Origin of the sequence: Listeria innocua (genome assembly GCF_028596125.1) — a bacterium.
GTDB lineage: Bacteria > Bacillota > Bacilli > Lactobacillales > Listeriaceae > Listeria > Listeria innocua.
The window spans coordinates 1,620,213-1,645,815 of sequence record NZ_CP117229.1; the positions used below are offsets into that span (position 1 = coordinate 1,620,213).

At 42.0% G+C, this 25,603-nt stretch carries 15 protein-coding genes, 21 tRNA genes, 3 rRNA genes and 1 riboswitch; of the genes, 3 read left to right on the forward strand and 36 right to left on the reverse strand.

The genetic code is table 11. The annotated features are described in order from the left end of the window. Positions 1–20: 20 nt before the first annotated feature. Complete coding sequence (gene yidD / locus PQQ29_RS08570; protein WP_003762576.1) at positions 21–287, forward strand: membrane protein insertion efficiency factor YidD; 267 nt, start codon at positions 21–23, stop codon at positions 285–287. 148 nt (positions 288–435) lie between these two features. Continuing rightward, positions 436–1,389 (forward strand): metal ABC transporter substrate-binding protein, encoded by a 954-nt coding sequence (locus PQQ29_RS08575; RefSeq protein ID WP_187984138.1) that lies wholly within the window; start codon positions 436–438, stop codon positions 1,387–1,389. A 20-nt stretch (positions 1,390–1,409) separates the two neighbouring features. Here PQQ29_RS08575 and PQQ29_RS08580 read toward each other — a convergent pair whose 3' ends face one another. From PQQ29_RS08580 to PQQ29_RS08600, 5 genes are read right to left on the reverse strand one after another with little or no spacing between them, the layout of a single operon-like run. Beyond that, complete coding sequence (locus PQQ29_RS08580) at positions 1,410–2,819, reverse strand: o-succinylbenzoate--CoA ligase (protein WP_010990951.1); 1,410 nt, start codon at positions 2,817–2,819, stop codon at positions 1,410–1,412. A gap of 15 nt (positions 2,820–2,834) precedes the next feature. Next, positions 2,835–3,653, reverse strand: a complete 819-nt coding sequence (gene menB, locus PQQ29_RS08585) for a 1,4-dihydroxy-2-naphthoyl-CoA synthase (RefSeq protein ID WP_003723264.1) — start codon at positions 3,651–3,653, stop codon at positions 2,835–2,837. Then, positions 3,650–4,477: a 2-succinyl-6-hydroxy-2,4-cyclohexadiene-1-carboxylate synthase gene (gene menH / locus PQQ29_RS08590; RefSeq protein ID WP_010990952.1), complete on the reverse strand. Its 828-nt coding sequence runs from the start codon at positions 4,475–4,477 to the stop codon at positions 3,650–3,652. The genes menB and menH overlap by 4 nt, the downstream gene beginning before the upstream one ends. 1 nt (position 4,478) lies before the next feature. Then, positions 4,479–6,221, reverse strand: a complete 1,743-nt coding sequence (menD, locus tag PQQ29_RS08595; protein ID WP_003772171.1) for a 2-succinyl-5-enolpyruvyl-6-hydroxy-3-cyclohexene-1-carboxylic-acid synthase — start codon at positions 6,219–6,221, stop codon at positions 4,479–4,481. Continuing rightward, complete coding sequence (locus PQQ29_RS08600) at positions 6,218–7,606, reverse strand: isochorismate synthase (RefSeq protein ID WP_003772173.1); 1,389 nt, start codon at positions 7,604–7,606, stop codon at positions 6,218–6,220. The genes menD and PQQ29_RS08600 overlap by 4 nt, the downstream gene beginning before the upstream one ends. Positions 7,607–7,780: 174 nt before the next feature. Between PQQ29_RS08600 and PQQ29_RS08605 the strand changes: the two genes are divergently transcribed. Then, positions 7,781–8,719 (forward strand): 1,4-dihydroxy-2-naphthoate polyprenyltransferase, encoded by a 939-nt coding sequence (locus PQQ29_RS08605; RefSeq protein WP_003767239.1) that lies wholly within the window; start codon positions 7,781–7,783, stop codon positions 8,717–8,719. Between the two features lie 32 nt (positions 8,720–8,751). Here PQQ29_RS08605 and PQQ29_RS08610 read toward each other — a convergent pair whose 3' ends face one another. The 31 genes from PQQ29_RS08610 to PQQ29_RS08760 all read right to left on the reverse strand — a co-directional run bounded on the left by PQQ29_RS08610 (position 8,752) and on the right by PQQ29_RS08760 (position 25,576). Next, positions 8,752–10,605, reverse strand: coding sequence for a bifunctional homocysteine S-methyltransferase/methylenetetrahydrofolate reductase (locus PQQ29_RS08610; protein ID WP_112119931.1), 1,854 nt, complete (start codon positions 10,603–10,605; stop codon positions 8,752–8,754). Further along, positions 10,602–11,774: a cystathionine beta-lyase gene (metC, locus tag PQQ29_RS08615; protein WP_187984139.1), complete on the reverse strand. Its 1,173-nt coding sequence runs from the start codon at positions 11,772–11,774 to the stop codon at positions 10,602–10,604. The genes PQQ29_RS08610 and metC overlap by 4 nt, the downstream gene beginning before the upstream one ends. Beyond that, positions 11,767–12,891: an aminotransferase class I/II-fold pyridoxal phosphate-dependent enzyme gene (locus PQQ29_RS08620; RefSeq protein ID WP_033532951.1), complete on the reverse strand. Its 1,125-nt coding sequence runs from the start codon at positions 12,889–12,891 to the stop codon at positions 11,767–11,769. Before PQQ29_RS08620 ends, metC begins: the two co-directional genes overlap by 8 nt. 21 nt (positions 12,892–12,912) lie before the next feature. After that, positions 12,913–15,210 (reverse strand): 5-methyltetrahydropteroyltriglutamate--homocysteine S-methyltransferase, encoded by a 2,298-nt coding sequence (gene metE / locus PQQ29_RS08625; protein ID WP_187984140.1) that lies wholly within the window; start codon positions 15,208–15,210, stop codon positions 12,913–12,915. Positions 15,211–15,316: 106 nt separating this feature from the next. Beyond that, positions 15,317–15,423, reverse strand: a riboswitch (SAM riboswitch). A 94-nt stretch (positions 15,424–15,517) separates the two neighbouring features. Next, entirely contained in the window at positions 15,518–16,675 is a 1,158-nt protein-coding gene (locus PQQ29_RS08630) for an MFS transporter (RefSeq protein ID WP_045553115.1), read from the reverse strand. A gap of 62 nt (positions 16,676–16,737) precedes the next feature. Then, positions 16,738–16,809 (reverse strand) — tRNA-Glu (locus tag PQQ29_RS08635). A gap of 5 nt (positions 16,810–16,814) precedes the next feature. Continuing rightward, positions 16,815–16,905 (reverse strand) — tRNA-Ser (locus tag PQQ29_RS08640). A gap of 36 nt (positions 16,906–16,941) precedes the next feature. Further along, positions 16,942–17,014: transfer RNA gene (locus PQQ29_RS08645), tRNA-Asn, on the reverse strand. A 6-nt stretch (positions 17,015–17,020) separates the two neighbouring features. Next, a tRNA-Ile gene (locus tag PQQ29_RS08650) sits at positions 17,021–17,094 on the reverse strand. A gap of 26 nt (positions 17,095–17,120) precedes the next feature. Further along, positions 17,121–17,191: transfer RNA gene (locus PQQ29_RS08655), tRNA-Gly, on the reverse strand. Between the two features lie 22 nt (positions 17,192–17,213). Next, a tRNA-His gene (locus PQQ29_RS08660) sits at positions 17,214–17,286 on the reverse strand. Between the two features lie 26 nt (positions 17,287–17,312). Beyond that, positions 17,313–17,385, reverse strand: a tRNA-Phe gene (locus PQQ29_RS08665). Positions 17,386–17,389: 4 nt separating this feature from the next. Next, positions 17,390–17,465 (reverse strand) — tRNA-Asp (locus tag PQQ29_RS08670). A 4-nt stretch (positions 17,466–17,469) separates the two neighbouring features. Further along, positions 17,470–17,543 (reverse strand) — tRNA-Met (locus tag PQQ29_RS08675). A 42-nt stretch (positions 17,544–17,585) separates the two neighbouring features. Next, positions 17,586–17,675: transfer RNA gene (locus PQQ29_RS08680), tRNA-Ser, on the reverse strand. A gap of 22 nt (positions 17,676–17,697) precedes the next feature. Then, positions 17,698–17,771 (reverse strand) — tRNA-Ile (locus PQQ29_RS08685). A gap of 11 nt (positions 17,772–17,782) precedes the next feature. Then, positions 17,783–17,856, reverse strand: a tRNA-Met gene (locus PQQ29_RS08690). Positions 17,857–17,910: 54 nt separating this feature from the next. Beyond that, positions 17,911–17,983: transfer RNA gene (locus PQQ29_RS08695), tRNA-Ala, on the reverse strand. A 19-nt stretch (positions 17,984–18,002) separates the two neighbouring features. Continuing rightward, a tRNA-Pro gene (locus PQQ29_RS08700) sits at positions 18,003–18,076 on the reverse strand. Positions 18,077–18,086: 10 nt separating this feature from the next. Further along, positions 18,087–18,160, reverse strand: a tRNA-Arg gene (locus tag PQQ29_RS08705). Between the two features lie 9 nt (positions 18,161–18,169). Beyond that, positions 18,170–18,255: transfer RNA gene (locus tag PQQ29_RS08710), tRNA-Leu, on the reverse strand. Between the two features lie 14 nt (positions 18,256–18,269). Then, positions 18,270–18,344: transfer RNA gene (locus PQQ29_RS08715), tRNA-Gly, on the reverse strand. A 15-nt stretch (positions 18,345–18,359) separates the two neighbouring features. Beyond that, positions 18,360–18,441 (reverse strand) — tRNA-Leu (locus PQQ29_RS08720). A 5-nt stretch (positions 18,442–18,446) separates the two neighbouring features. Continuing rightward, positions 18,447–18,519, reverse strand: a tRNA-Lys gene (locus PQQ29_RS08725). 40 nt (positions 18,520–18,559) lie between these two features. Beyond that, positions 18,560–18,635: transfer RNA gene (locus PQQ29_RS08730), tRNA-Thr, on the reverse strand. An 8-nt stretch (positions 18,636–18,643) separates the two neighbouring features. Then, positions 18,644–18,716: transfer RNA gene (locus tag PQQ29_RS08735), tRNA-Val, on the reverse strand. Between the two features lie 12 nt (positions 18,717–18,728). Beyond that, positions 18,729–18,844, reverse strand: a 5S ribosomal RNA gene (gene rrf / locus PQQ29_RS08740). Positions 18,845–18,921: 77 nt separating this feature from the next. Beyond that, positions 18,922–21,853 (reverse strand): 23S ribosomal RNA (locus tag PQQ29_RS08745). A gap of 247 nt (positions 21,854–22,100) precedes the next feature. Further along, positions 22,101–23,650, reverse strand: a 16S ribosomal RNA gene (locus PQQ29_RS08750). Together the 16S, 23S and 5S rRNA genes with 21 tRNA genes alongside form the textbook arrangement of a ribosomal RNA operon. Before the next feature lie 455 nt (positions 23,651–24,105). After that, a complete protein-coding gene (gene perR, locus PQQ29_RS08755; protein WP_010990957.1) occupies positions 24,106–24,552 on the reverse strand; it encodes a peroxide-responsive transcriptional repressor PerR in 447 nt (148 codons plus the stop codon). Positions 24,553–24,634: 82 nt separating this feature from the next. Continuing rightward, positions 24,635–25,576, reverse strand: a complete 942-nt coding sequence (locus tag PQQ29_RS08760; RefSeq protein ID WP_010990958.1) for an NAD(P)-dependent oxidoreductase — start codon at positions 25,574–25,576, stop codon at positions 24,635–24,637. Positions 25,577–25,603 lie beyond the last annotated feature (27 nt).

Consider the following 25,603-nt stretch of genomic DNA (forward strand, 5'->3'; position numbering starts at 1 on the left):
ATTTTAGAGGATGAATATTAATGAAAAAAATGCTTATCGGAGGAATCCGACTTTATCAAAAATATATCTCTCGTTTCACTCCGGCTACCTGTCGTTTTTATCCGACCTGTTCTGCTTACGGAATTGAAGCGATAGAAACACATGGCGCCCTAAAAGGAAGTTATCTAGCAATTAGACGTATTTCCAAATGCCACCCTTTTCATAAAGGCGGACTTGATTTCGTACCACCTAAAAAAGATAAAAATGATGATTCTGGCCATACTTGTAAAGCCCATCATCACCATTAATAATAGCATGAATCGGTTTATACCGGTTCATTTTTTCTTGCTTTTTCTGAAATAATAAGGTATTATCAAATTCGGACTATAAATCGTAATTGCTACGATTAGTATACTATTTAAACAAGAACAATTTCGATTTAGAGGAGTGAATGGATTGAAAAAAAGTTATCTTCTTGCTTTAACAGCATTATTATCCGTTTTTTTAATACTTACGGGCTGTTCGGACAGTAGTAATACAAAAGCAACAAAAAGCGGTAAATTGAACGTTTATACTACCGTTTATCCTTTGCAGTATTTAACAGAACAAATTGGTGGCAAATATGTAGACGTTAAAAGCATTTACCCGCCTGGTTCTGATGCCCACAGTTTTGAACCGACACAGAAAGATATGATGAAAATTGCCGATAGCGATTTATTTTTCTATATCGGGCTTGGTATGGAAGGTTTTGTCGACAAGGCCGAAAAAACATTAACGAATGAACATGTTACTTTTGTCCCTACCGCAGAAAAACTCGACTTGCCAAAAGATCCTGATGCGGCCGAAGAACATGACCACGAAAGCGAAGAGGAACACGATCACGGCGATATAAATCCGCACGTTTGGTTAAACCCTGTGTATATGGAACAAATGGCTACTATCGTAAAAGATAAGTTAATTAAAGAAATGCCCGATCAAAAAGAAACATTCGAGCAAAATTATCAAGCTGTAGAAGAAAAATTAAAAAAACTAGACGCAGATTTCCGCTCCGTTACAAGTGAAGCAAAACAAGAAGATTTTGTTACAGCGCATGCCGCTTACAGTTACTGGGAAATAGAATATCACTTACACCAAATCCCTATAGCCGGCGTATCCACTAGCGACGAACCTTCTCAGAAGAAATTAAAAGCTATCGTGGAAAAAATCGAAGCAGCAAAAATCCCTTACATTATGCTTGAACAAAACACTAATTCGAAAATAGCAGATGTCATCAAACAAGAAACAAATACAAAAACGCTGACACTTCATAATCTCGAAACACTGACACAAAAAGATATAGACCAAGGTCGCGATTATCTTTCCATCATGAACGATAATTTAAAAGCTTTAAAACAAGGACTTGATTATTAAAAAAAAGAAAGGCGCTCTAATTAATTAGAGTGTCTTTCTTTTAATTTATTTCGCTGAATTTTGCCTGAAGCTGTTTTCGGTAGATGTTCCACAATCGTTATTTGCTTAGGAATTTTAAAACTAGCCAAGTTCGTTTGACAAATATCTTTTAATACCCCTTCATCAAATCCTTCATTTACAACGATAAAGGCAACAGGAACACTGCCCCATTTAGCATCTGACTTACCTACAACCGCAACTTCTTCCACAGCCTCATAAGCGCCAATCACATGTTCTATTTCAGTCGGATAAATATTTTCGCCACCAGAAATAATTAAATCAGAACGCCGCTCTAAAACAAATAAAAAGCCTTCTTCATCCAAATAACCAATATCACCCGTTTTAAACCAGCCATCTATAAAAGCTTTTGCCGTTGCTTTTTCATTGTGTAAATATCCAGGTGTAATTGAAGGTCCTTTTAGTAAAATTTCGCCATCGTCAGCAATTTTTACTTCTGCAGGAAATAATGCTTTACCTGAGGAGCCAATTTTGTTTAAGGCATCTTTTGGTGGCAATGTCACAATTTGTGAAGCCGTTTCAGTCATTCCAAACGACTGTACTAATGGAATATCGCGTTGTTTACAAATTTCCAAAACAGCTTTATTAGCTGGTCCCCCACCTAACAAAACAGTTCGCACATTCGGATGGTAGCTTCCGCCTTGAATTTTTAACAATCGTTCTAACATCGAAGTCACTACAGAGATGGTAGAAATTTTACCACTTTCAAGCAATTGCGTAATTTTTTCTTCATCGAAATGCTCTTCTAAATACACGGGAATTCCATAAATAACGGAACGCATCATAATTGATAAACCGCTGATATGAAAAATAGGTACAGCGCAAAGCCAACTATCTTTCTCCGTTAAACCTAAATTTAAAACTGAAGAAACAGCGCTCCACCAATGATTTTCATATGTTTGCATTACACCTTTTGGTTTTCCAGTTGTTCCTGAAGTATACATAACCGAAGCTGTGCGTGATAAATCCCATGTTTTGCATAAATCGGGTTCCACGTATGTCGTTTGCTGTAACTCTTCGTAGCTAATTCCAGAAGTCACTTTATCCACAAACGCATCTGCTACAATCACTTGTTTTACCTCAGCATTTGCCAATTGAAAAGTAATCTCTTTTTTCGTTAAACGATTGTTAAGGAATAAAGTGATAGCTCCAAGTTGTTGCAAAGCATGAATAAGTAAAAAAGTCATTCGGTCGTTTTTTCCAAGTAAAGCAACCATCTCGTCTTTTCTAATACCGCGCGCGAATAATTTACCCGCAAGTTTCTCTACGGCTTCATATATTTCTTCAAACGTTTCTTGTTTTCCTTCAAAAACAAGCGCGGTTTCTCCAGGAGAAAGCCGCACTCGTTTTTGAAGCCAGTTTGTCATGTCCATTTTTACACCTTCAAATCAAGGGAATTTTGGAAATTGGTCAAAGTCAGGATCGCGTTTTTCTTTAAAGGCATCGCGACCTTCTTTGGCTTCATCTGTTGTATAGTATAGAAGTGTTGCGTCACCAGCTAATTGCTGAATACCTGCTAAACCGTCAGTATCTGCATTGAAAGCTGCTTTGATGAAACGCAAGGCAGTTGGACTTTTTTGTAGCATTTCTTTCGCCCAAGCTACCGTTTCTTTTTCTAAATCTGCTACTGGAACGACTGTGTTAATCCAGCCCATTTCAAGTGCTTCGTCCGCTGTATATTGACGGCACATGAACCAAACTTCTTTCGCTTTCTTATGGCCGATAACACGTGCTAAATAGCCAGAACCATATCCAGCATCGAAGCTACCAACATTCGGCCCAGTTTGTCCGAATTTCGCATTGTCTGCTGCAATTGTTAAGTCACATACTAATTGAAGAACATTTCCCCCACCAATGGACCAGCCTGCAACCATCGCGATAACTGGTTTAGGAATAACGCGAATTAAACGTTGTAAATCAAGTACGTTTAAGCGTGGAATTTGGTCATCGCCAACATAACCGCCGTGACCGCGCACTTTTTGGTCTCCGCCAGAACAGAATGCTTTTTCGCCTTCCCCAGTTAAAATAATAACGCCAAGATCCGAATTATCGCGTGCCAAGTTAAATGCATCAATCATTTCTGTTACCGTTTTTGGTGTAAATGCATTATGTACTTCTGGACGATTAATCGTAATTTTTGCGATTCCTTCATAACTTTCATATTTGATTTCCTCGTATACTTTTTCTGTTTGCCAATTAAAACTCATTTTTCTTCCTCCTTTAAAATACCTTCCAGCCAGTATATGAGCTGACTTGAAAAAATGTTTGGTTGTTCTAAATAAACAGCATGCCCCGCTTCTTGTACCGTGACATGAGTGCTATTTGGTAAAAGTTGCTTCATTTCTCGGGCGATTTTTTCGAATTTCTCATCTAAATTGCCCGTAATCAGTAGCACAGGAAAAGTAAAGTCCGCTAAATTTTCCCAATAAGAAGGTTGCTTCCCGGTGCCCATTCCGCGTAAACTCTTTGCTAAACCATGTGGATTTTGAGCTAATCGCTCTAATCTTATTCGCTTTTTTAACGCAAACGGTAAATTCTTCTGTGATGCAAAAAGGGCTAAATTTTCCCAGTAAGCTACAAAAGGTTCAATACCATCCGCATCAAGCGTGTCTGCTAACCGATTATCTGCACTAATTCGACTTGCGCGTGCTTTTTCATCTCGCAGTCCTGGTGAACTACTAACTAGAACAAGCCCGCGCACAAGCTCCTTATATTTTGCAGCAAAAGCAGTCGCTACTCTCCCGCCCATTGAGTACCCTAAAACAAAACAGCTATCGATTTTTAATTGATGTAAAATACTGGCCAAATCATCGCAAATATTTTCAATCGAATAACGCGCAACTTCCTTGGGACAAGAAGTTTTTCCATGCCCAAGTAAATCAGGCGCGATGATACTAAAATGCTCTTTTAAAAGCGATATGCTATCTTGAAAAGTCTCGCTGGAACCAGTAAAACCATGTAACATTAATAAAACTGGTTTTTCCCCGCTTATATCATTTATTAAATGATAATGTTGACCGTTTACTAGCATATTAATCTAACGCCTTTAAAGCAGTCGCAATTTTTTCCCAAAGCGCTTGGTGGTTTGCTTTATTTTCATGACGATTGGTTTTTACTTCAATAATATCTAAACCTTTATGGTAGCTTGCTTTATCAATAGCTTCTTCAAGTGAGTCCACAGATTTTGCTTCATGATAATCAGCATCATAAAATGCCGCAGCAAAGCGGAAATCAAGTTCAGTTGAAGTACCAAACAGTGACTCAAAATACTTCGGTTCATTTGCTTGAGGTAAAAATGAGAAGATCCCACCGCCGTCATTGTTGACGATAATAATAGTAAGGTTCATCTTATATTTTTTCGCCATAAGCAAGCCATTCATATCATGATAAAACGATAAATCACCAATCAGTAAAAACATTGGTTGGAATACAACACTAGCACCTAGCGCCGAGGAAACAACCCCATCAATACCATTAGCGCCACGGTTTGCGAGCATTTTTATTTTCTTATCAATTTGCGAAAAATAGGTATCTACATCGCGAATTGGCATACTATTACCAATAAATAAACCAGCTTTATCTGGTAACAAACGGCGCAATTCCGAAACAATTTTGCCCTCTTCTAAAGTAGTTGTATTCGCCATTTCTTCCAGAACGATTTCGCGCGCTTTTTGATTGTAAGAAGTCCATCTATTTAACCATGAAGCGTCTTTCGTATCGTCCGGCATATTTTGTTGCATAATATCAAGTAAAAATCGCTCGTCGCAGTGAATCATATCCGTTACAGCTTTAATTGGATCCTTCCAAGCAGCACCAGGATCTACTACGTAAAATCTGATGCCAAAAAGATGTTCCAACCAGTTTTTTAGTGGTTTAGAAACTGGCATACTTCCAAAGCGAATCACTACTTCTGGTGTTAATTTATCCAAAATATCCGCTTCTTTTAAAAATGCATCATATTGGTCAATTACCACTTCATCCATTGCCCCGTAAGAACGTAAGCCAGAAAGAGGATCCGCTAAAATTGGCCACCCTAGTTTTTTCGCCAAATCTACCATGGGCTGTTCCAATTCTTTTTTATCAATCGGTCCAACAACGAATACGCCTTTTTTGCCCGTGCATTCGGTGACCATTTTTTGAATGGAACTATCGTCTAAAACTTCATGCGTATAGTAAATATGTACATGATGATGTTTTTTCCCAGTAGCAGTAAATGGAGAAGGTTCTAAAATAGGCACAAGTGGTTCACGAAGCGGAAAATTAAGATGCACTGGTCCCCTAGGTGTTTTCATAGCAATATCCACCGCGCGACTACTATGCCATTTAGCATAGCGAAGCATTTCATCACTGTTTTCAGGAAGCGCCATATCAGTGAAATCTTTTACGTGCGAACCGTATAAATGCAGTTGATCCATTGCTTGTGGTGCTCCAACATTTCTAAGTTCATGCGGACGGTCAGCAGTTAGGACAATTAATGGAATTTGTGATAAATTTGCTTCCACCACAGCAGGAAAATAGTTTGCCGCTGCAGTTCCGGAAGTACAGAGCAGAACAACTGGACGTTTGGATGCTTTCGCTAGCCCAAGCGCAAAAAAACCAGCTGATCGTTCATCAACATCTACATAAATCTTCAATGTTGGATGTTCTGCCATCATCAGTGCCAGCGGAGTTGAACGAGAACCCGGGCTAATAATTGCTTCTTTTACACCGGCTTGCACAAGCTCCTCAATAAATGCAGCTAAATAATCTGTCAGCACTTGTTCGTGGTTTGTCATTTCTTTATGCCTCCTAATACGCGTAACATCGGTTGGAATTTAACCTCAGTTTCTTTTAATTCTTCTTTTGGAACAGAATCACCAACAATCCCGCAACCAGCATAGATCAAACCTTGCGAATCAACAATTAAACCAGAACGAATCGCAACAGCAAACTCACCAGAGCCTTTTAAATCAACCCAGCCAATTGGTGCGCCGTAAAATCCCCGGTCCATTTCTTCCTTCATTCGAATAATCGCCAGCCCCATTTTTTGCGGTAATCCGCCAAGTGCCGGTGTCGGATGAAGAGCTTTCACCATTTCAAGCATTGTCACATCAGGCTTTTTCTTCGCTGTAATATTCATATATAAATGTTGAATATCGCGATTTTTTAGCAGAACGGGTTGGCTAGATAACGAAAGACCTGTCGTAAATGGTTTTAATGTTTCTTCCATCATTTGTACAACATAGGAATGCTCTCGTAAATTTTTTGCATCTTGCAGTAAAGCATTTCCTAGGGCTTCATCTGCATCATCCGTAGCACCACGTTCGGTTGAACCTGCTACACAAGAGGACTGGATTGTATCCCCATTTACAGCGAGCAATCTTTCTGGAGTTGCGCCAAAAAAGACTCCTGTTCCCTTTTCTATAAGAAAGAAATAACTATTTTCTTGTGTTGCTAGCATATTTTCCAAAATAATTGCGCTATCTACTTGTCGCTGGAAACGTAACCCCATCCGTCTAGCTAAAACTACTTTTTTCACGTCTTCTGAATGATTAATCATATCGATAATTTCACTTGCAGTCTCTAGGAAATGCTCTTTACCAATTTCCTTAAAATCTGTTAGCAATGCCATTTCAGCTTCATTAACCTCTTGATGAATGATTTTTTGCCACTGATTAAAAACAGCTTCTAATTTGCTCTCCGTATCATCTGAGTAGATGGACAAATTGACCGTTAAGTAGCTTTTCCCATCCTTATTAGTCAACATAAATAGCGGTAAGTAGAACAAACCATCTTTAAAACTTTGCCATTCTTTCTCTGTATCCCGCTCAGGATCAAAAGCAAAACCGCCAAAGTAAATTGGCCCAGTTGCATCTACTGTTGCATTTGTTACACAAGTGCGCAGTCTTTTTTCAATTTTCTCTTGCAGTCCAAGAAAAGCATCTTTTTTCTTCTCCGCCAAAAATTGTTTCGTTACACCAAAACCGGTCATCGTCAGTGTCATTTCTGGATTTTGCCAGAAAAAACGTTCACCTTTAAAAGCCGTACCAGCTTTTTTAAACAATTTGACTGGAGACACTAATTCATCTAACTCAGTTACCCAGCTAAATAGAGCCGGTTGATCTTGGCTTGCGCTACGTTTCGCTTGATTAAATAAATCAAGAGGCAATTTAGTATTCATATGCTTATCTCTCCTTTTACATTCACATCTTCTATTATACCAAAAATAGAGCTAAACTGCTTGGTTTGCGTTTTTTCTTTCATTTCGTTATTAATTATTGACGTCGTTCAATTAATTCCCTAAAATGAAGGGTAGACATCTGAAACATATGGAAGTGAAAAAGGAGAGAAAAACATGGCTAATGCCTCAAAATCTGCACTTACAAAACAAACTGGATTTCAAAAATGGTGGTCGTTACTTCGCCCTCATACGCTTGTAGCTTCTTTTGTTCCGGTATTTTTAGGAACCTCCGTCGCAATGAGCTATACCAGTTTTCATTTTACACGTTTTATCGTCATGCTAATTGCTTGTTTCTTCATTCAAACATCAGCCAATCTATTCAATGAATATTTTGATTATAAAAAAGGACAAGACGATGAACATTCGGTTGGAAATGGTGGTGCTATCGTTCGTAATGGTATGCGCCCAGGTTTTATATTGTTCCTAGCAATCTTTTTATACATTTTATCGATCCTCGGTGGCGTTTATCTATCCATTGAATTAAATTGGTACGTCGGTTTACTTGGCGCAATTTGTATGCTTGTTGGCTTTCTTTATACAGGCGGACCTTACCCAATTGCTTATACGCCGTTTGGTGAAATTATGGCAGGGTTCTTTATGGGAGGAATTATTACTTTTATTTCTTTCTACATCCAAGCGGAATTTATTAGTTCGTTTATCGTCTACGTTTCCATTCCAATAATGGTACTTGTTGGAAACTTGTTACTAGCCAATAGTATTCGTGATTTAGTTCCTGATAAGAAAAATGGTCGTTTAACTTTAGCTATTTTACTTGGTCGTAAATGGGCAACCGTTCTTTTCGCAGCTGCTTTTCTGTTCAGTTATGTATTTGAAATCGCCCTTATCTTTACCCAAGATGCTCCGTGGTGGACACTATTAATTCTACTTAGTTTGCCAGAAGCCATTCGTGCGGTTCGTCGATTCATTGGAAAAACTTCACCTATCACAATGGTTCCAGCAATGAAATCTACTTCTAAAGCTTTAACTATCTTTGGAATTACACTAGCATTCGCTTATCTTTTAAGCCTATTATCTAGAAACTTATTCATGTAAAAAACTGGTTGTCATTAGGACAACCAGTTTTTTTATTTGGAAGCAATTTGTAATTGTTGTTTATTTTGAACATATTTCGCAAGTTCAATCGACAAATCATATCGTAAAAATGGCGTAATAATATAAATCCCCTGAAAATGCTCACAAATAGCATCAACTAATTCACGCGCAATCGCCATGCCTTCTTCATTTGCGTGACCGTGTTCTTCCGCTTCTCTCATCCGTTCCCGAACCCCATCAGTCAAGCGAATGCCCGGAACTTCATTATGAAGAAATTCTGCATTTCGACTTGAAAGTAATGGCATAACCCCGATAAAAAGCGGCACATCAATATTTGCCTTTTGCAAAGCTTCTTTAAGTAAAACAGCTTTATTTACATCATAAATGGGCTGCGTAATAATATAATCCGCGCCGTATTCTACTTTTCGTTCAATTAATCGAACCGCCTTTTCTAAGTTAAGCACATTGGGGTTAAACGCTGCGCCAACATGAAACCGCGCTTTTTCCTTCAACGATTTTCCTGTATATGAAATACCGTCATTAAACTTTTTAATCAGTTGAACGAGCTCCACCGATCTTAAATCAAACACCGAGGATGCTCCTGGGAAATCACCTACTTTAGTCGGATCACCAGTAATCGCAAGCACATCATGGAGACCTAGCTTATGAAATCCCATCACATGCGAATGCATCCCAACTAAATTATGGTCCCGCGTCGTCAAATGAATCAACGGCTTAATGCCATACTCATGTTTCAAAATGGAAGCCAGCGCCATATTACTAATTCTCGGAGTCGCTAGTGAATTATCCGAAATCGTAATCGCGTCAACTCCAGCCTCATCCAGCGCCTTAGCTCCTTCAAAAAATTTCGATGTATCAAAAGTCCGAGGTGGATCAAGTTCTACTAAAATCGTCAACCGTTCCTTCACCTTATCAAGTAAACGCTCACCAGACTCCTCGTCCTCCACTTCTTCAGGAACAAGCTCCAAAATCGGTCGAACTTCTTTTTCCAAAACGGGCTTAGTGCTCTCTAATCCTTTACGTAAAGCCCGAATATGATCTGGAGTCGTTCCGCAACAGCCACCAATAATTCGTGCACCTTCTTGTCGAAAAACTTCCCCGTAATGCTCAAAATAATCTGTATCTGACTGATAAATGACTTTCCCTTCTTGCACTTCTGGCAGGCTCGCATTGGGATAAACAGCTAAGTATGCCTTATCATAAAGTGGTACTGTTTCAAGAGCACGCGCCATATGATATGGTCCAAGTCGGCAATTGATACCAACCACATCTGCACCGAGCGCAATAAGTTCTTCCAGCGCATCTGGTAATTTTTTCCCGTTTTGCAGGATACCTGGTTCATGCATCGATACATTTGCCACGACAGGTAAATCAGTCGTCTCACGGAGAATTTTCAGCACCGTTTTAAGTTCATCTAAATCATAATATGTCTCAAGCAAAATTGCATCCACACCATCTAACAAAAAACAGTATAACTGCTCCCGAAAACTACGCTTAATTTCTTCTAGAGGAGCCGCCGGAAGTCTTGCATCCACAGCACCATTTATCCCGCCAATCGTGCCAAAGATATACGTCCCAGTCCCTCTCGCCGCTTCCTTTGCTAACCGAATGGCGGCTTGGTTAATTCGCTTCACTTCATCCTCAAGACCATATCGAGCGAGTTTAATATAATTAGCTCCGTAAGTATTAGTTTGAATAATATCCGCACCAGCACCAATATAAGCCTTATGAATCGCTACAATATCTTCCGGATGAGATAAATTCAGTTCTTCAAACGAACGGTCCACCCCGTAGGAATAAAGCAAAGTGCCCATCGCACCATCTGCAATTAATACTTTTTCGCTTAAATCTTTTCTTAAATTCATTTCGCGACACTTCCTTTCTTAATGAACGAAAGTGCTTGTTTTAAATCAGCAATCAAATCATCTGCATCCTCAAGCCCCGCTGAAAAACGTAATAATCCTGGTGTAATTCCTTGCGCCAAACGCTCCTTTTCTGGAACAGCAGCATGAGACATTTTAGCAGGATAAGATAAAATACTCTCAACCGCACCTAAACTCACGGAAAATACCGGTAACTCCAAATGATTTACGAGCTCGCGCACAGCTTCTTCGCTACCAAGATCAAAAGACAAAACAGCTCCACCACTCGTGGCTTGTTCCACTTGAATTTCATAGCCTGCATGGGATGGTAACCCAGGATAATGCACCGCGACTACATCTGGTTCCGCATTTAAAAACAAAGCAATTTTTTCCGCAGTTTCCGTCCCAGCTTTCATCCGAACAGATAGCGTTTTAAGTCCACGAAGCAACAGCCAAGAATCTTGCACCCCAAGAACCCCACCAGTTGAATTTTGCAAAAAGTAAATAGCTTCAGCCAAATCCGGGTTATTAGTAACAATAAGTCCTGCCAAAATATCACTATGACCGCCAAGAAATTTCGTCGCACTGTGGATAACTAAATCTGCTCCAAGCTCTAACGGTTTTTGAATAAGAGGTGTTAAAAAAGTATTATCAACAAACGTATAGCAACCATTCGCTTTCGCAAGTTTAGAAACAGTCCGAATGTCCGTCACATGTAGTAGCGGATTAGATGGCGTTTCCAAGTAAACTAACTTAGTATTCGCTTGAAATGCCTTCGCAACTTCATCAATATTTGTCGTATCAACAAAAGTATGCGTAATCCCAAACCTCGGCAACACTTGCTCAACCAAACGAAAAGTTCCACCATACACATCTTTTGAAATAATAAAATGATCCCCTTTAGATAGTGTGAAAAGTGCCGCAGAAACAGCAGCCATACCACTTGCAAAAGCAAAACCGTTCGTGCCACCTTCTAATTCTGCAATCGCTTGCTCCACTTTTTCCCGCGTTGGATTGCCACTTCTTGCATAATCATAAGTATGGTAATTATCAAAATCATGTTGATGAAATGTAGACGATAAATGAATGGGTGTATTAAGTGCACCTGTTTCTTTATCGATTCCTAAACTAGCTTTAATTACAGCTGTATCTTGCCCATAATCCTTAGCCACGAGCGGTCACCCCTTTCAAAACCGCATCAAGCGCTTTAGATAAATCAGCAATTAAATCTTCACTAGCTTCAATTCCAACCGAAATTCGTAATAATTTATCTGTGAGCCCATAAGAATTTCTAAGTTCCACTGGAATATCGGCATGAGTTTGCGTTGTTGGATAAGTAATCAAACTCTCTACCCCACCTAAACTTTCCGCAAAAGTAAACAACTCAAGCTCTTTTAAAAGTGGAGATACGAGCGCTGCATCCTTAATAAAGAAACTAATCATTCCCCCGCGGCCCGGATAGCGCACTTCCTCCACTAACTCATGCTCCTCCAAAAACGCAGCGATTTTCTCCGCATTTGCCTGATGCTGTCTCACTCGTAAAACAAGCGTCTTCAGACCACGAATCAAAAGCCAACTATCAAATGGCGATAACACAGTACCCGTTGCATTTAGCTGATCAAAAAAGAATTTTCCAAGCCATTCCTCTTTAACAATAACCGCGCCTGCCAGCACATCGTTATGTCCACCAAGATACTTCGTCGCACTATGAATAACAATATCTGCGCCTAAAGTTAATGGTTGCTGCAAAACAGGTGTATAAAATGTATTATCTACAATAACAAGTAAATCATTCGCATGTGCCCACCGAGACACACTAGCAATGTCTGTTTCTTGCATCAATGGATTAGTCGGCGTTTCGATGAAAATTGCTTTTGTTTCCGGGCGAACCAATTTTTCCAAATCATTCACATTCGCCCCGTCCCAATAAGAAAAACCAATCTGATATTGCGCTCCAAACTGTTCAAAATATCTAAAAGTCCCTCCGTACAAATCCTGCGAACTTATAATATGTTCACCCGTTTTAAATAGCTGAAAGACTAATTGAATCGCACTCATCCCAGAACTCGTCGCAAATGCATGCGTGCCATTCTCTAGTTCCGCAAGTGCTTCTTGTAAAGCATCTCGCGTTGGATTTCCCGTTCTAGTATAATCATATCCCGTTGATACCCCAAGATCGGCATGCTGGTAAGCTGTAGAGAAGTAGACTGGCATATTGACAGCACCCGTTCTTTCACACTTTCTATTTCCAATTTGCGCTGCTATCGTCTCTTGTTTCAGCTTTGCCATAATTACCTCTCCTCCATTCCTTTATTTCTCTAATACTTGATATTCCGCACGAACTTCTTTAGTCGCTTTAATCATATCTTGAAGTGCTGCAATTGTTTCAGGCTCTTTCCGCGTTTTCAAACCACAATCCGGGTTAATCCAAAATTGTTTTGCATCAATTGCACGTAACGCACGGCGGATATTATCTTGAATTTCTGAAACAGTTGGAACTCGCGGGCTATGAATATCATAAACACCCAGTCCAATTTCTTTATCATAAGTCACTTCTTCAAATGTCGAAATAATTTCCCCATGACTTCTTGAGGTTTCAATCGAAATCACATCGGCATCCAAAGCACTGATTGTATCAATAATGTCATCAAAGTCCGAGTAACACATATGAGTATGAATTTGCGTATCATTTTGAACCGAAGCAGTTGTTAATTTAAATGAATATACCGCATCATCTAAATATTTTTGCCATCTCGCTTGTTTCAATGGTAAACCTTCACGTAAAGCTGGCTCGTCCACTTGGATAACCTTAATGCCATTACGTTCTAGTGCTTCTACTTCTTTACGAAGCGCGAGACCAACTTGATTCGCAACAACACTTTCCGGCACATCATCACGGACAAAACTCCAATTGATGATTGTTACTGGCGCCGTTAGCATCCCCTTCACTGGGCGCTTCGTTAACGACTGGGCATAGACGCTTTCTTTCACTGTAATTTCCTCTGTAAAAGCAACATCCCCGTAGATAAGTGGTGGACGAACCGCTCTCGAACCATAAGACTGCACCCACCCAAATTTAGTTGCTTGGAAGCCAGCTAATTTTTGTCCAAAATATTCTACCATGTCAGTTCGTTCAAATTCACCGTGAACTAACACATCGATATCTAAATCCTCTTGAATTTTAATCCAGCGAGCAGTTTCTTTTTCAATAAATGCATTATATTCTGCATCGGTGATATTTCCTTTTAACCAATCTGCACGTGTTTTCCGAACTTCTGGTGACTGTGGAAAACTTCCGATAGTCGTTGTTGGAAACAGTGGTAATTTGAGCCATTCATGTTGTAATTTGATTCGTTCTGCAAATGGTAATTCTCGGTCAACCCGAACATTTTCTAAATTAGCAATCGCCGCTTGAACTTCTAAATTATTTCGATGGCTTGATTCATTAAGCGCTTTTACAGCCTCACGAGCTTCATTTAGCTCAGCAGCCACACTTTCCTCACCTTCTGTTAAAGCTTTCGTTAAAATAGCAATTTCATCTAATTTTTGATCAGCAAATGATAAGCCGCCTAGAATCACTTCATCTAAATCCGGTTCGCTTAGTTTTGTTACTGGTACATGTAATAATGAATTCGATGGTTGGACAATCAATTTATCCTCCGCCACATAATGAGCGATGTCAGTAAGGAGTGCCAATTTCGCATCCAAATCACTGCGCCAAACATTTCGACCATCAATCACCCCAGCCGCTAAATATTTATTTTGCGGAAATCCGTGAGCTTTCAACGCTTTAATCGAATCGCCGTGATCATGAACAAAATCAATTCCAACCGCCGCAACTGGCAAATTAACAACCTCTTCATAATAATCCAAACTTTCAAAATAAGTTTGTAACTCTATTTTCAAGTTTGGTACAGCATCATGAAACGCTTTGTATACTTTTTCAAATAAAGCAATTTCTTTTTTATCAAAACTAGTTGCAAGATAAGGTTCGTCAATTTGAACCCACGTAGCACCAGCAGTTTCAAGCTCTTTCAAAATTTCAATATACGCTGGAATAAATTTATCTAATAATATTTCAAAGCTTTCTGCATCGCTACCTTTTCCAAGTTTTAAATAAGTAACTGGACCAACTAGTACTGGCTTCCCTTCAATCCCAAGCTCGTTTTTCGCTTCTTCGTAGTAGTAAAGCGCCCGGTTATCTAATACTTTAGGATCAGCTTCAGCAAGTTCTGGCACGATGTAGTGATAGTTAGTATTGAACCATTTAGTCATTTCAGAAGCAACCGCGTCACTCTTACCACGCGCAATATCAAAATATGTATTTAGCGAAACCTTCCCACCATCATGTTGAAAACGTTTTGGAATAATCCCAAATGTAACGCTCGTATCTAGCACTTGATCATAAAAACTAAAGTCACCAACTGGAATCAAATCAATTCCTTTATCTTGTTGTTTCTTTAGCGCATGTAATCTTAGAGCTTTTGTTTCCGCCAATAATTCCTCTTCTGAAATCGCACCATTCCAAAACTTTTCTAGCGCACGTTTCCATTCACGTTTCTCCCCAAGTCTCGGATACCCCAAGTTTGAACTAATCGCCTTTACCATACCTATCACCTTATCCTCTCAATTTTTTGCCAATAAAAAACCTCCCTAGAGAACTAGAGAGGTTTGGAAGTTTCGATACACAAATACAGTGAAACTTTTTAAGTCTCTCTTATCTCTCGAAGCATCACACTTCGCAGGATTTAGCACCTTTTCAACGAATTGAAAGGTTGCTGGGTTTCAACGGGCCAGTCCCTCTACCACTCATAATAAGAGTAATTTATTTGGTTTTTTTAATCACTTAAATTGGATTGAAATCATCATACCACTTGCAACTAAAAACTGTCAATCATTAAATTTTTATTTTCTTTCAATGTGCTTCCTTCCGTCCTCCCAAAGCTAATAATAAACAGCCTAGCAAAAGGATTCCAGCGACCACAAAATAAAATATTTGATTTCCAAAAATCCCTATCATCATCCCCGTTGCACTCGGACCAATAATACTCCCTAAACTAAAGAACATTCCTACCAAAATATTTCCAGCCGGAAGTAGTTCAAGCGGCGTCAAATCAGTCATATAAGATAACCCTAGTGAATAAAGCGAGCCTAGCAATATCCCCAAAATAAAGAAAAATATCACAAAGAAAATAGGTATCTTAACAAACGCTGTTAATACAAAAACCACAGCCCCTGCTCCAGTCAAAAGCGGTAACATTTTACCCCGACCAAATTTATCACTAATAATCCCAATCGGCACTTGAAAAATAATCGTCCCAACTGAAAAAGAAGAAATAATCATCGCAATCATCATTGTATCAAGCCCGTCTCGCAACCCTACAACTGGAAATGTCGCATTAAGTCCGGTTTCAAGAATCCCATACAAAAACGGTGGAATCATCGCAACCCAAGCCATCTTAAATACGCCCGAAAAGCGTTTTATACTTCCCCAAAAAGAAATTTTCCGAATAACAGCCTTTTCTCCCACGAAATCATTTCGAATAAACCAAACAAGGCTCCAAGCAATCAATACTAAAATACCTGACAAAAAGAAAGGCAAGTTTGCATTTACTTTTGCCAAATTCACCAACTGTGGCCCAATCGCAAATCCTACAGAGAAAAACAAACCATAAATAGCCATATTCCGACCACGCTTACTAGGATCACTCATTGCTCCAATCCATGTCTGCGAAGAAAAATGCAACATATGATCCCCAATACCAATAAGCAATCGCAATATAAACCAAAAATATAAATTAAACCAAATAGGAAAAGCAAATATTGCAATCGCAACAAGCCCTCCGCCAACTAATATTATAGGCTTGTAACCATATTTATGTAAAGGTGCCTCAATAAATGGAGAAACCAGTAAAACACCTAAGTAAATTCCTGTTGCATGAAACCCATTTATTCCAGCACTTACCCCTTTTTCTTCTAAAATTATCGCAATAAGTGGCAGTAAAACACCTTGAGATAATCCAGATATAGCTACAACCATCGTTAAAATCCAAAACTTCCCTTTTGCCCCCATAACACACCTCCGAAAAACTTACTAAAAAAAAACAATGTCGATGTTCGACATTGTTTTTTAGATGACCCGTACGGGAATCGAACCCGTGTTACCGCCGTGAAAGGGCGGTGTCTTAACCGCTTGACCAACGGGCCATATCTGGCGGAGAAGGAGGGATTTGAACCCTCGCGCCGCGCGAGCGACCTACACCCTTAGCAGGGGCGCCTCTTCAGCCACTTGAGTACTTCCCCAGATATAAAAAATCTATTCTCTTTTTGAAAGAATAACTCCACAGGCAGGACTCGAACCTGCGACCGATCGGTTAACAGCCGATTGCTCTACCAACTGAGCTACTGTGGAATAAAATGGGCCTAAATGGACTCGAACCATCGACCTCACGCTTATCAGGCGTGCGCTCTAACCAGCTGAGCTATAGGCCCCTAGTAAATCTAATTTTATGGTAAAAAGCGGGTGATGGGAATCGAACCCACGACAACAGCTTGGAAGGCTGTAGTTTTACCACTAAACTACACCCGCATAATAAAATTTAAAAACAAAGGGCGGATAATGGGAATCGAACCCACGAATGCCTGAACCACAATCAGGTGCGTTAACCACTTCGCCATATCCGCCATAAGGCAAAAATGTTTAAAAAGAATGGCTTGGGACAGAATCGAACTGCCGACACCTTGAGCTTCAATCAAGTGCTCTACCAACTGAGCTACCAAGCCATAATGGCGGTCCCGACGGGATTTGAACCCGCGATCTCCTGCGTGACAGGCAGGCATGTTAACCCCTACACCACGGAACCACTATTGCGGGGGCAGGATTTGAACCTACGACCTTCGGGTTATGAGCCCGACGAGCTACCAGACTGCTCCACCCCGCGACAATAATATTTAATTTAGTCCACATATCACAAGTGAAAAAACGGAGGAAGAGGGATTCGAACCCCCGCGCGGTATTACCCGCCTGTCGGTTTTCAAGACCGATCCCTTCAGCCAGACTTGGGTATTCCTCCATGATAATAATAAAGTGACAAGTGGACCTTGCAGGACTCGAACCTGCGACCGGACGGTTATGAGCCGTCTGCTCTAACCAACTGAGCTAAAGGTCCAAGATTGAAAATAGCGGCGGAGGGAATCGAACCCACGACCTCTCGGGTATGAACCGAACGCTCTAGCCAGCTGAGCTACGCCGCCATAATAATAAGGCTACCATTTTCTTTCTAATTATGTGATTAAATGTGAAGTAAGTGGAGCCTAGCGGGATCGAACCGCTGACCTCCTGCGTGCAAAGCAGGCGCTCTCCCAGCTGAGCTAAGGCCCCATTATAAAAGATGAAACAATCGGGAAGACAGGATTCGAACCTGCGACCCCTTGGTCCCAAACCAAGTGCTCTACCAAGCTGAGCTACTTCCCGTTTAATAAAGTGCGCCCAAGAGGAGTCGAACCTCTAACCGCTTGATTCGTAGTCAAGTACTCTATCCAGTTGAGCTATGGGCGCAAATATAAGTGCCGAGGACCGGAATCGAACCGGTACGGATATCACTATCCGCAGGATTTTAAGTCCTGTGCGTCTGCCAGTTCCGCCACCCCGGCGTTGCTATAAAATATGGAGCGGAAGACGGGGTTCGAACCCGCGACCCCCACCTTGGCAAGGTGATGTTCTACCACTGAACTACTTCCGCATATTTTATAATAAGTGCGGGTGAAGGGACTTGAACCCCCACGCCTCGCGGCGCCAGATCCTAAATCTGGTGCGTCTGCCAATTCCGCCACACCCGCAAAAGTGAGCCGTGCTGGGTTCGAACCAGCGACCCTCTGATTAAAAGTCAGATGCTCTACCAACTGAGCTAACGGCTCTCTACAATAAAAATATGTATTATTATAAAGATAATATTAATGGTGCCGGCTGCAAGAGTCGAACTCGCGACCTACTGATTACAAATCAGTTGCTCTACCAACTGAGCTAAGCCGGCATAAAAAATGGAGGTTAACGGGATCGAACCGCTGACCCTCTGCTTGTAAGGCAGATGCTCTCCCAGCTGAGCTAAACCTCCAGAAATAATATTGCCCGGCAGCGACCTACTCTCGCAGGGGGAAGCCCCCAACTACCATTGGCGCAGAGAAGCTTAACTACCGTGTTCGGGATGGGAACGGGTGTGACCTTCTCGCCATAACTACCAGACAATATGCAGTTGTTGAAAGATTGCTCTCTCAAAACTAGAGAAGAAAGGGTTCAGTTAGGTAACTTCGTTTCATTTTTTGGTTAAGTCCTCGATCGATTAGTATTTGTCCGCTCCATGTATCGCTACACTTCCACTCCAAACCTATCTACCTGATCATCTTTCAGGGATCTTACTTTCCGAAGAAATGGGAAATCTCATCTTGAGGGGGGCTTCACGCTTAGATGCTTTCAGCGTTTATCCCTGCCACACATAGCTACCCAGCGATGCTCCTGGCGGAACAACTGGTACACCAGCGGTGTGTCCATCCCGGTCCTCTCGTACTAAGGACAGCTCCTCTCAAATTTCCTGCGCCCGCGACGGATAGGGACCGAACTGTCTCACGACGTTCTGAACCCAGCTCGCGTGCCGCTTTAATGGGCGAACAGCCCAACCCTTGGGACCGACTACAGCCCCAGGATGCGACGAGCCGACATCGAGGTGCCAAACCTCCCCGTCGATGTGGACTCTTGGGGGAGATAAGCCTGTTATCCCCGGGGTAGCTTTTATCCGTTGAGCGATGGCCCTTCCATGCGGAACCACCGGATCACTAAGCCCGACTTTCGTCCCTGCTCGACTTGTCAGTCTCGCAGTCAAGCTCCCTTGTGCCTTTACACTCTGCGAATGATTTCCATCCATTCTGAGGGAACCTTTGGGCGCCTCCGTTACTCTTTAGGAGGCGACCGCCCCAGTCAAACTGCCCACCTGACACTGTCTCCCCACGCGCTTAGCGTGGCGGGTTAGAATGGTCATACAGCCAGGGTAGTATCCCACCATTGCCTCCTCGTATGCTAGCGCACACGTCTCTTCGGCTCCTACCTATCCTGTACAAGCGGTACAAACATTCCATATCAGGTTGCAGTAAAGCTCCACGGGGTCTTTCCGTCCTGTCGCGGGTAACCTGCATCTTCACAGGTACTATAATTTCACCGAGTCTCTCGTTGAGACAGTGCCCAGATCGTTGCGCCTTTCGTGCGGGTCGGAACTTACCCGACAAGGAATTTCGCTACCTTAGGACCGTTATAGTTACGGCCGCCGTTTACTGGGGCTTCAATTCGTACCTTCGCCGAAGCTAAGCACTCCTCTTAACCTTCCAGCACCGGGCAGGCGTCAGCCCCTATACGTCACCTTACGGTTTTGCAGAGACCTGTGTTTTTGCTAAACAGTCGCCTGGGCCTATTCACTGCGGCTCTCTCGGGCTTGCACCCTAATAGAGCACCCCTTCTCCCGAAGTTACGGGGTCATTTTGCCGAGTTCCTTAACGAGAGTTCTCTCGCTCACCTTAGGATTCTCTCCTCATCTACCTGTGTCGGTTTGCGGTACGGGCAGTACTACTCTTCCTAGAGGCTTTTCTTGACAGCGTGAAATCAGGAACTTCCGTACTTAATTTCCTTCCCCATCACAGCTCATGCTTCGCAAGAAGCGGATTTGCCTACTTCTCACACTCACTGCTTGGACGCACATTTCCATTCGTGCGATTCCCTATCCTTCTGTGTCACCCCATCGGTTAAACAATTAGCACTGGTACAGGAATCTCTACCTGTTGTCCATCGCCTACGCCTATCGGCCTCGGCTTAGGTCCCGACTAACCCTGAGCGGACGAGCCTTCCTCAGGAAACCTTAGATATTCGGTGGAAGGGATTCTCACCCTTCTTTCGCTACTCATACCGGCATTCTCACTTCTAAGCGCTCCACCAGTCCTTCCGGTCTGACTTCACCGCCCTTAGAACGCTCTCCTACCACGAACCTCCGAAGAGGTTCATCCACAGTTTCGGTAATATGTTTAGCCCCGGTACATTTTCGGCGCGGGGTCACTCGACCAGTGAGCTATTACGCACTCTTTCAATGGTGGCTGCTTCTAAGCCAACATCCTGGTTGTCTAAGCAACCCCACATCCTTTTCCACTTAACATATATTTGGGGACCTTAACTGGTGGTCTGGGCTGTTTCCCTTTCGACTACGGATCTTATCACTCGCAGTCTGACTCCCGAGTATAAGTGCATGGCATTCGGAGTTTATCTGAATTCGGTAACCCGAGAAGGGCCCCTAGTCCAAACAGTGCTCTACCTCCATGACTCTTTACCTCGAGGCTAGCCCTAAAGCTATTTCGGAGAGAACCAGCTATCTCCAAGTTCGATTGGAATTTCTCCGCTACCCACACCTCATCCCCGCACTTTTCAACGTGCGTGGGTTCGGACCTCCAGTAAGTATTACCTTACCTTCATCCTGGACATGGGTAGATCACCTGGTTTCGGGTCTACGACCTGTTACTTATGCGCCCTATTCAGACTCGCTTTCGCTACGGCTCCGCTTTTTCCGCTTAACCTTGCAACAAATCGTAACTCGCCGGTTCATTCTACAAAAGGCACGCTATCACCCATTAACGGGCTCTAACTACTTGTAGGCACACGGTTTCAGGAACTGTTTCACTCCCCTTCCGGGGTGCTTTTCACCTTTCCCTCACGGTACTGGTTCACTATCGGTCACTAGGGAGTATTTAGCCTTGGGAGATGGTCCTCCCGGATTCCGACGGAATTTCACGTGTTCCGCCGTACTCAGGATCCACTCTGGAGGGAAAGCCATTTCAACTACCGGGCTGTTACCGTCTTTGGCGGGCCTTTCCAGACCGCTTCATTTATAACTTTCTTTTGTAACTCCGTATAGAGTGTCCTACAACCCCAAGAAGCAAGCTTCTTGGTTTGGGCTCTTTCCGTTTCGCTCGCCGCTACTCAGGAAATCGATTTTTCTTTCTCTTCCTCCAGGTACTTAGATGTTTCAGTTCCCTGGGTCTGCCTTCCTCACGCTATGTATTCACGTAAGGATACTATCCGACTAAAGATAGTGGGTTCCCCCATTCGGAAATCTCTGGATCAACGCTTACGTACAGCTCCCCAAAGCATATCGGTGTTAGTCCCGTCCTTCTTCGGCTCCTAGTGCCAAGGCATCCACCGTGCGCCCTTTCTAACTTAACCAATTTACTTCTACGAAGTAAAGGTTGTTTTTCTGATGTTCCGTATCAGCGATGATACTTCCTATCAGATGAAAGATTCACTTTCAGATGATTCTCGGTTACTTGTGTCATAAATAATAAATTATCTATGCTAACTTTACTAACTTTCTTATCTAGTTTTCAAAGAACAAACATACTTGAGAAGTACTAACCTCTCAAAACTGAACAAATAGAGAAGAACGAAAACTCACAGGTTTCCTTTTCCTTAGAAAGGAGGTGATCCAGCCGCACCTTCCGATACGGCTACCTTGTTACGACTTCACCCCAATTATCTGTCCCACCTTCGGCGGCTGGCTCCATAAAGGTTACCCTACCGACTTCGGGTGTTACAAACTCTCGTGGTGTGACGGGCGGTGTGTACAAGGCCCGGGAACGTATTCACCGTGGCATGCTGATCCACGATTACTAGCGATTCCGGCTTCATGTAGGCGAGTTGCAGCCTACAATCCGAACTGAGAATGGTTTTATGGGATTGGCTCCACCTCGCGGCTTCGCGACCCTTTGTACCATCCATTGTAGCACGTGTGTAGCCCAGGTCATAAGGGGCATGATGATTTGACGTCATCCCCACCTTCCTCCGGCTTGCACCGGCAGTCACTTTAGAGTGCCCAACTAAATGCTGGCAACTAAAATCAAGGGTTGCGCTCGTTGCGGGACTTAACCCAACATCTCACGACACGAGCTGACGACAACCATGCACCACCTGTCACTTTGTCCCCGAAGGGAAAGCTCTGTCTCCAGAGTGGTCAAAGGATGTCAAGACCTGGTAAGGTTCTTCGCGTTGCTTCGAATTAAACCACATGCTCCACCGCTTGTGCGGGCCCCCGTCAATTCCTTTGAGTTTCAACCTTGCGGTCGTACTCCCCAGGCGGAGTGCTTAATGCGTTAGCTGCAGCACTAAGGGGCGGAAACCCCCTAACACTTAGCACTCATCGTTTACGGCGTGGACTACCAGGGTATCTAATCCTGTTTGCTCCCCACGCTTTCGCGCCTCAGCGTCAGTTACAGACCAGAGAGTCGCCTTCGCCACTGGTGTTCCTCCACATATCTACGCATTTCACCGCTACACGTGGAATTCCACTCTCCTCTTCTGCACTCCAGTCTTCCAGTTTCCAATGACCCTCCCCGGTTAAGCCGGGGGCTTTCACATCAGACTTAAAAGACCGCCTGCGCGCGCTTTACGCCCAATAAATCCGGACAACGCTTGCCACCTACGTATTACCGCGGCTGCTGGCACGTAGTTAGCCGTGGCTTTCTGGTTAGATACCGTCAAGGGACAAGCAGTTACTCTTATCCTTGTTCTTCTCTAACAACAGTACTTTACGATCCGAAAACCTTCTTCATACACGCGGCGTTGCTCCGTCAGACTTTCGTCCATTGCGGAAGATTCCCTACTGCTGCCTCCCGTAGGAGTCTGGGCCGTGTCTCAGTCCCAGTGTGGCCGATCACCCTCTCAGGTCGGCTATGCATCGTTGCCTTGGTAGGCCATTACCCTACCAACTAGCTAATGCACCGCGGGCCCATCTGTAAGCGATAGCCGAAACCATCTTTCAAGAGCGTGGCATGCGCCACACTCTATCATTCGGTATTAGCCCCGGTTTCCCGGAGTTATCCCCAACTTACAGGCAGGTTGCCCACGTGTTACTCACCCGTCCGCCACTAACTTTGGAAGAGCAAGCTCTTCCTCCGTTCGTTCGACTTGCATGTATTAGGCACGCCGCCAGCGTTCGTCCTGAGCCAGGATCAAACTCTCTTTAAAATATAAATTGAATTTGAATACTTATTCAACACCGTGAATAAGATTCCTTGCGTCAAATTGACTTCGCTAGCAATTAAATTACTAGTTTGTTTTTGTTGAAAACAGCTTTCTGTTTTCTGCCCTGCGATTACCAGTGAGACTTTACGTCTCATTGCTTTTCGTCTTCTTCTTTGTTCAGTTTTCAAAGGTCAGTTAGTCGCTTTCATCCTTGATGTGCGAATGTTTTCGTTTGTTTTTTGCGACTTTTAAATCATATCATTTAAGCAACTATCTGTCAACAACTTTTTAAATTTATTTTATGAATAAAATTCTTTTAAATCACTGCTATTGTAGCGCCGAAAACTAATATATCAAGTTTTGAGATATATGTCAACCGAATTATGCATAAAATTAAATAAAAATGAAAAAAAGTACTAAAAACATAAAAAACACCTAGCTAGGCTAAGTGTTTTTGTTTAATTATTTGATTGTTTTTCTTTACATTCTGGACATGTTCCATATACTTCCAGCCTGTGATTATCAATTTCATAGCCAGTTACGTGGGCTGCGAAATGTTCTACTTCATCTAAGCCTGGATAATGAAAGTCTACTATTTTTCCACATACGTTACAAATTGCGTGGTAGTGGTTAGAAGTTGAGAAATCGAATCGACTAGATGCATCGCCATAGGATAATTCTTTAATTAGACCGGCATCTCGAAAAACGCGCAAATTATTATATACCGTTGCTACACTCATGTTTGGGAAGTTTCCTTCTAAAGACCGATAAATATCATCTGCGGTTGGGTGTGTATGTGAGTTAATTAAGAATTCAAGTATAGCATGACGCTGAGGAGTGATTCTTACTCCTGTTTTCTTTAAGACATCTACTGCCTCTTTTAGAGTTGCATTAGACACCGCCATGCACTCCCTTCCAAAAATAATTATTATATTCATAATACCGGAAATAACGCTTAACTGTCAATAGAATGGCATAATTTGTAGCTTAATAGCCTTTATTTAAATCAATTTCATTACGTAATTTTGTATTTTCTTTCAAATGATTTATATTTTCAAACCAAATCTCAAAACTACGATCCAAATATTTATCAGAATGACCAGATACATGCGGGGTAATTGTTACATTGCTCGCTTGCCATAGATAGCTTTCTGCAGGCAGTGGCTCTTCTGGTAAAACATCTAGATAAAAATGAGCGATTTGTTCTTCTTTTGAAGCTCGTTCTAAAGTTTCTAATTCTACTGCGCTTCCTCTTCCAATATTAATAAATACGGCGTTAGTTTTCATTTTCTCAAAAAAGGATAACTGATAAATGCCTGAGGTTTCTTCTGTTTGTGGCAAAACACTTACGAAAAAATCGGCTAAGGGAGCTACTTTTTCCAAGTCAGTCATGGCATATGTTTTACTAAATGGTTTTACTGGATGGCCAGTAGTATTAATCCCTATAACTTCCATATCAAAAGCTTGAGCGAATTCTGCTACTTTTGCTCCGATTGCTCCAGTACCTGCCACCACTAATGTTTTTCCTGCTAATTCAGTTATAGGTTCTTCGCTTGCCCATTTTTCTTCTTTTTGCATTTTATAGAAGAAAGCTGCTTTTTTTACGTGAGATAACATAAATGATAAGGCATATTCTCCCATTGGTATTGCATGAATCCCTCTTACATTAGCAACTTTTATTTTTTGTTCTTGGATAATTTTTGTTGGTAGGCTATCTACTCCGGCAGAAAATACCATTATTAGTTTCAAATTAGTAGCTTTTTTTATTTTTTCTTCAGTAATGTTAGATCCGTATGTGATGATGACATCCACTTCGCCTAAATTGGTAAAATGATCAATACTTTCAAAATAGAAGGTATCGTCCGGAAATTTTTCCGCTTGTAAATTTTTAAGGCGTTCGGGTACATCTAGTGTAAACAAAACTTTCATTCTGCCTCACTTCCTCTCTTTAGCTAT

Excerpts from the sequence above, each read along its gene's own strand:
- yidD (WP_003762576.1), top strand. The coding sequence starts at position 21 with ATGAAAAAAATGCTTATCGGAGGAATCCGACTTTATCAAAAATATATC.
- PQQ29_RS08580 (WP_010990951.1), bottom strand. The coding sequence starts at position 2,819 with ATGGACATGACAAACTGGCTTCAAAAACGAGTGCGGCTTTCTCCTGGA.
- menB (WP_003723264.1), bottom strand. The coding sequence starts at position 3,653 with ATGAGTTTTAATTGGCAAACAGAAAAAGTATACGAGGAAATCAAATAT.
- menH (WP_010990952.1), bottom strand. The coding sequence starts at position 4,477 with ATGCTAGTAAACGGTCAACATTATCATTTAATAAATGATATAAGCGGG.
- menD (WP_003772171.1), bottom strand. The coding sequence starts at position 6,221 with ATGACAAACCACGAACAAGTGCTGACAGATTATTTAGCTGCATTTATT.
- PQQ29_RS08600 (WP_003772173.1), bottom strand. The coding sequence starts at position 7,606 with ATGAATACTAAATTGCCTCTTGATTTATTTAATCAAGCGAAACGTAGC.
- PQQ29_RS08605 (WP_003767239.1), top strand. The coding sequence starts at position 7,781 with ATGGCTAATGCCTCAAAATCTGCACTTACAAAACAAACTGGATTTCAA.
- PQQ29_RS08610 (WP_112119931.1), bottom strand. The coding sequence starts at position 10,605 with ATGAATTTAAGAAAAGATTTAAGCGAAAAAGTATTAATTGCAGATGGT.
- PQQ29_RS08620 (WP_033532951.1), bottom strand. The coding sequence starts at position 12,891 with ATGGCAAAGCTGAAACAAGAGACGATAGCAGCGCAAATTGGAAATAGA.
- metE (WP_187984140.1), bottom strand. The coding sequence starts at position 15,210 with ATGGTAAAGGCGATTAGTTCAAACTTGGGGTATCCGAGACTTGGGGAG.
- PQQ29_RS08630 (WP_045553115.1), bottom strand. The coding sequence starts at position 16,675 with ATGGGGGCAAAAGGGAAGTTTTGGATTTTAACGATGGTTGTAGCTATA.
- perR (WP_010990957.1), bottom strand. The coding sequence starts at position 24,552 with ATGGCGGTGTCTAATGCAACTCTAAAAGAGGCAGTAGATGTCTTAAAG.
- PQQ29_RS08760 (WP_010990958.1), bottom strand. The coding sequence starts at position 25,576 with ATGAAAGTTTTGTTTACACTAGATGTACCCGAACGCCTTAAAAATTTA.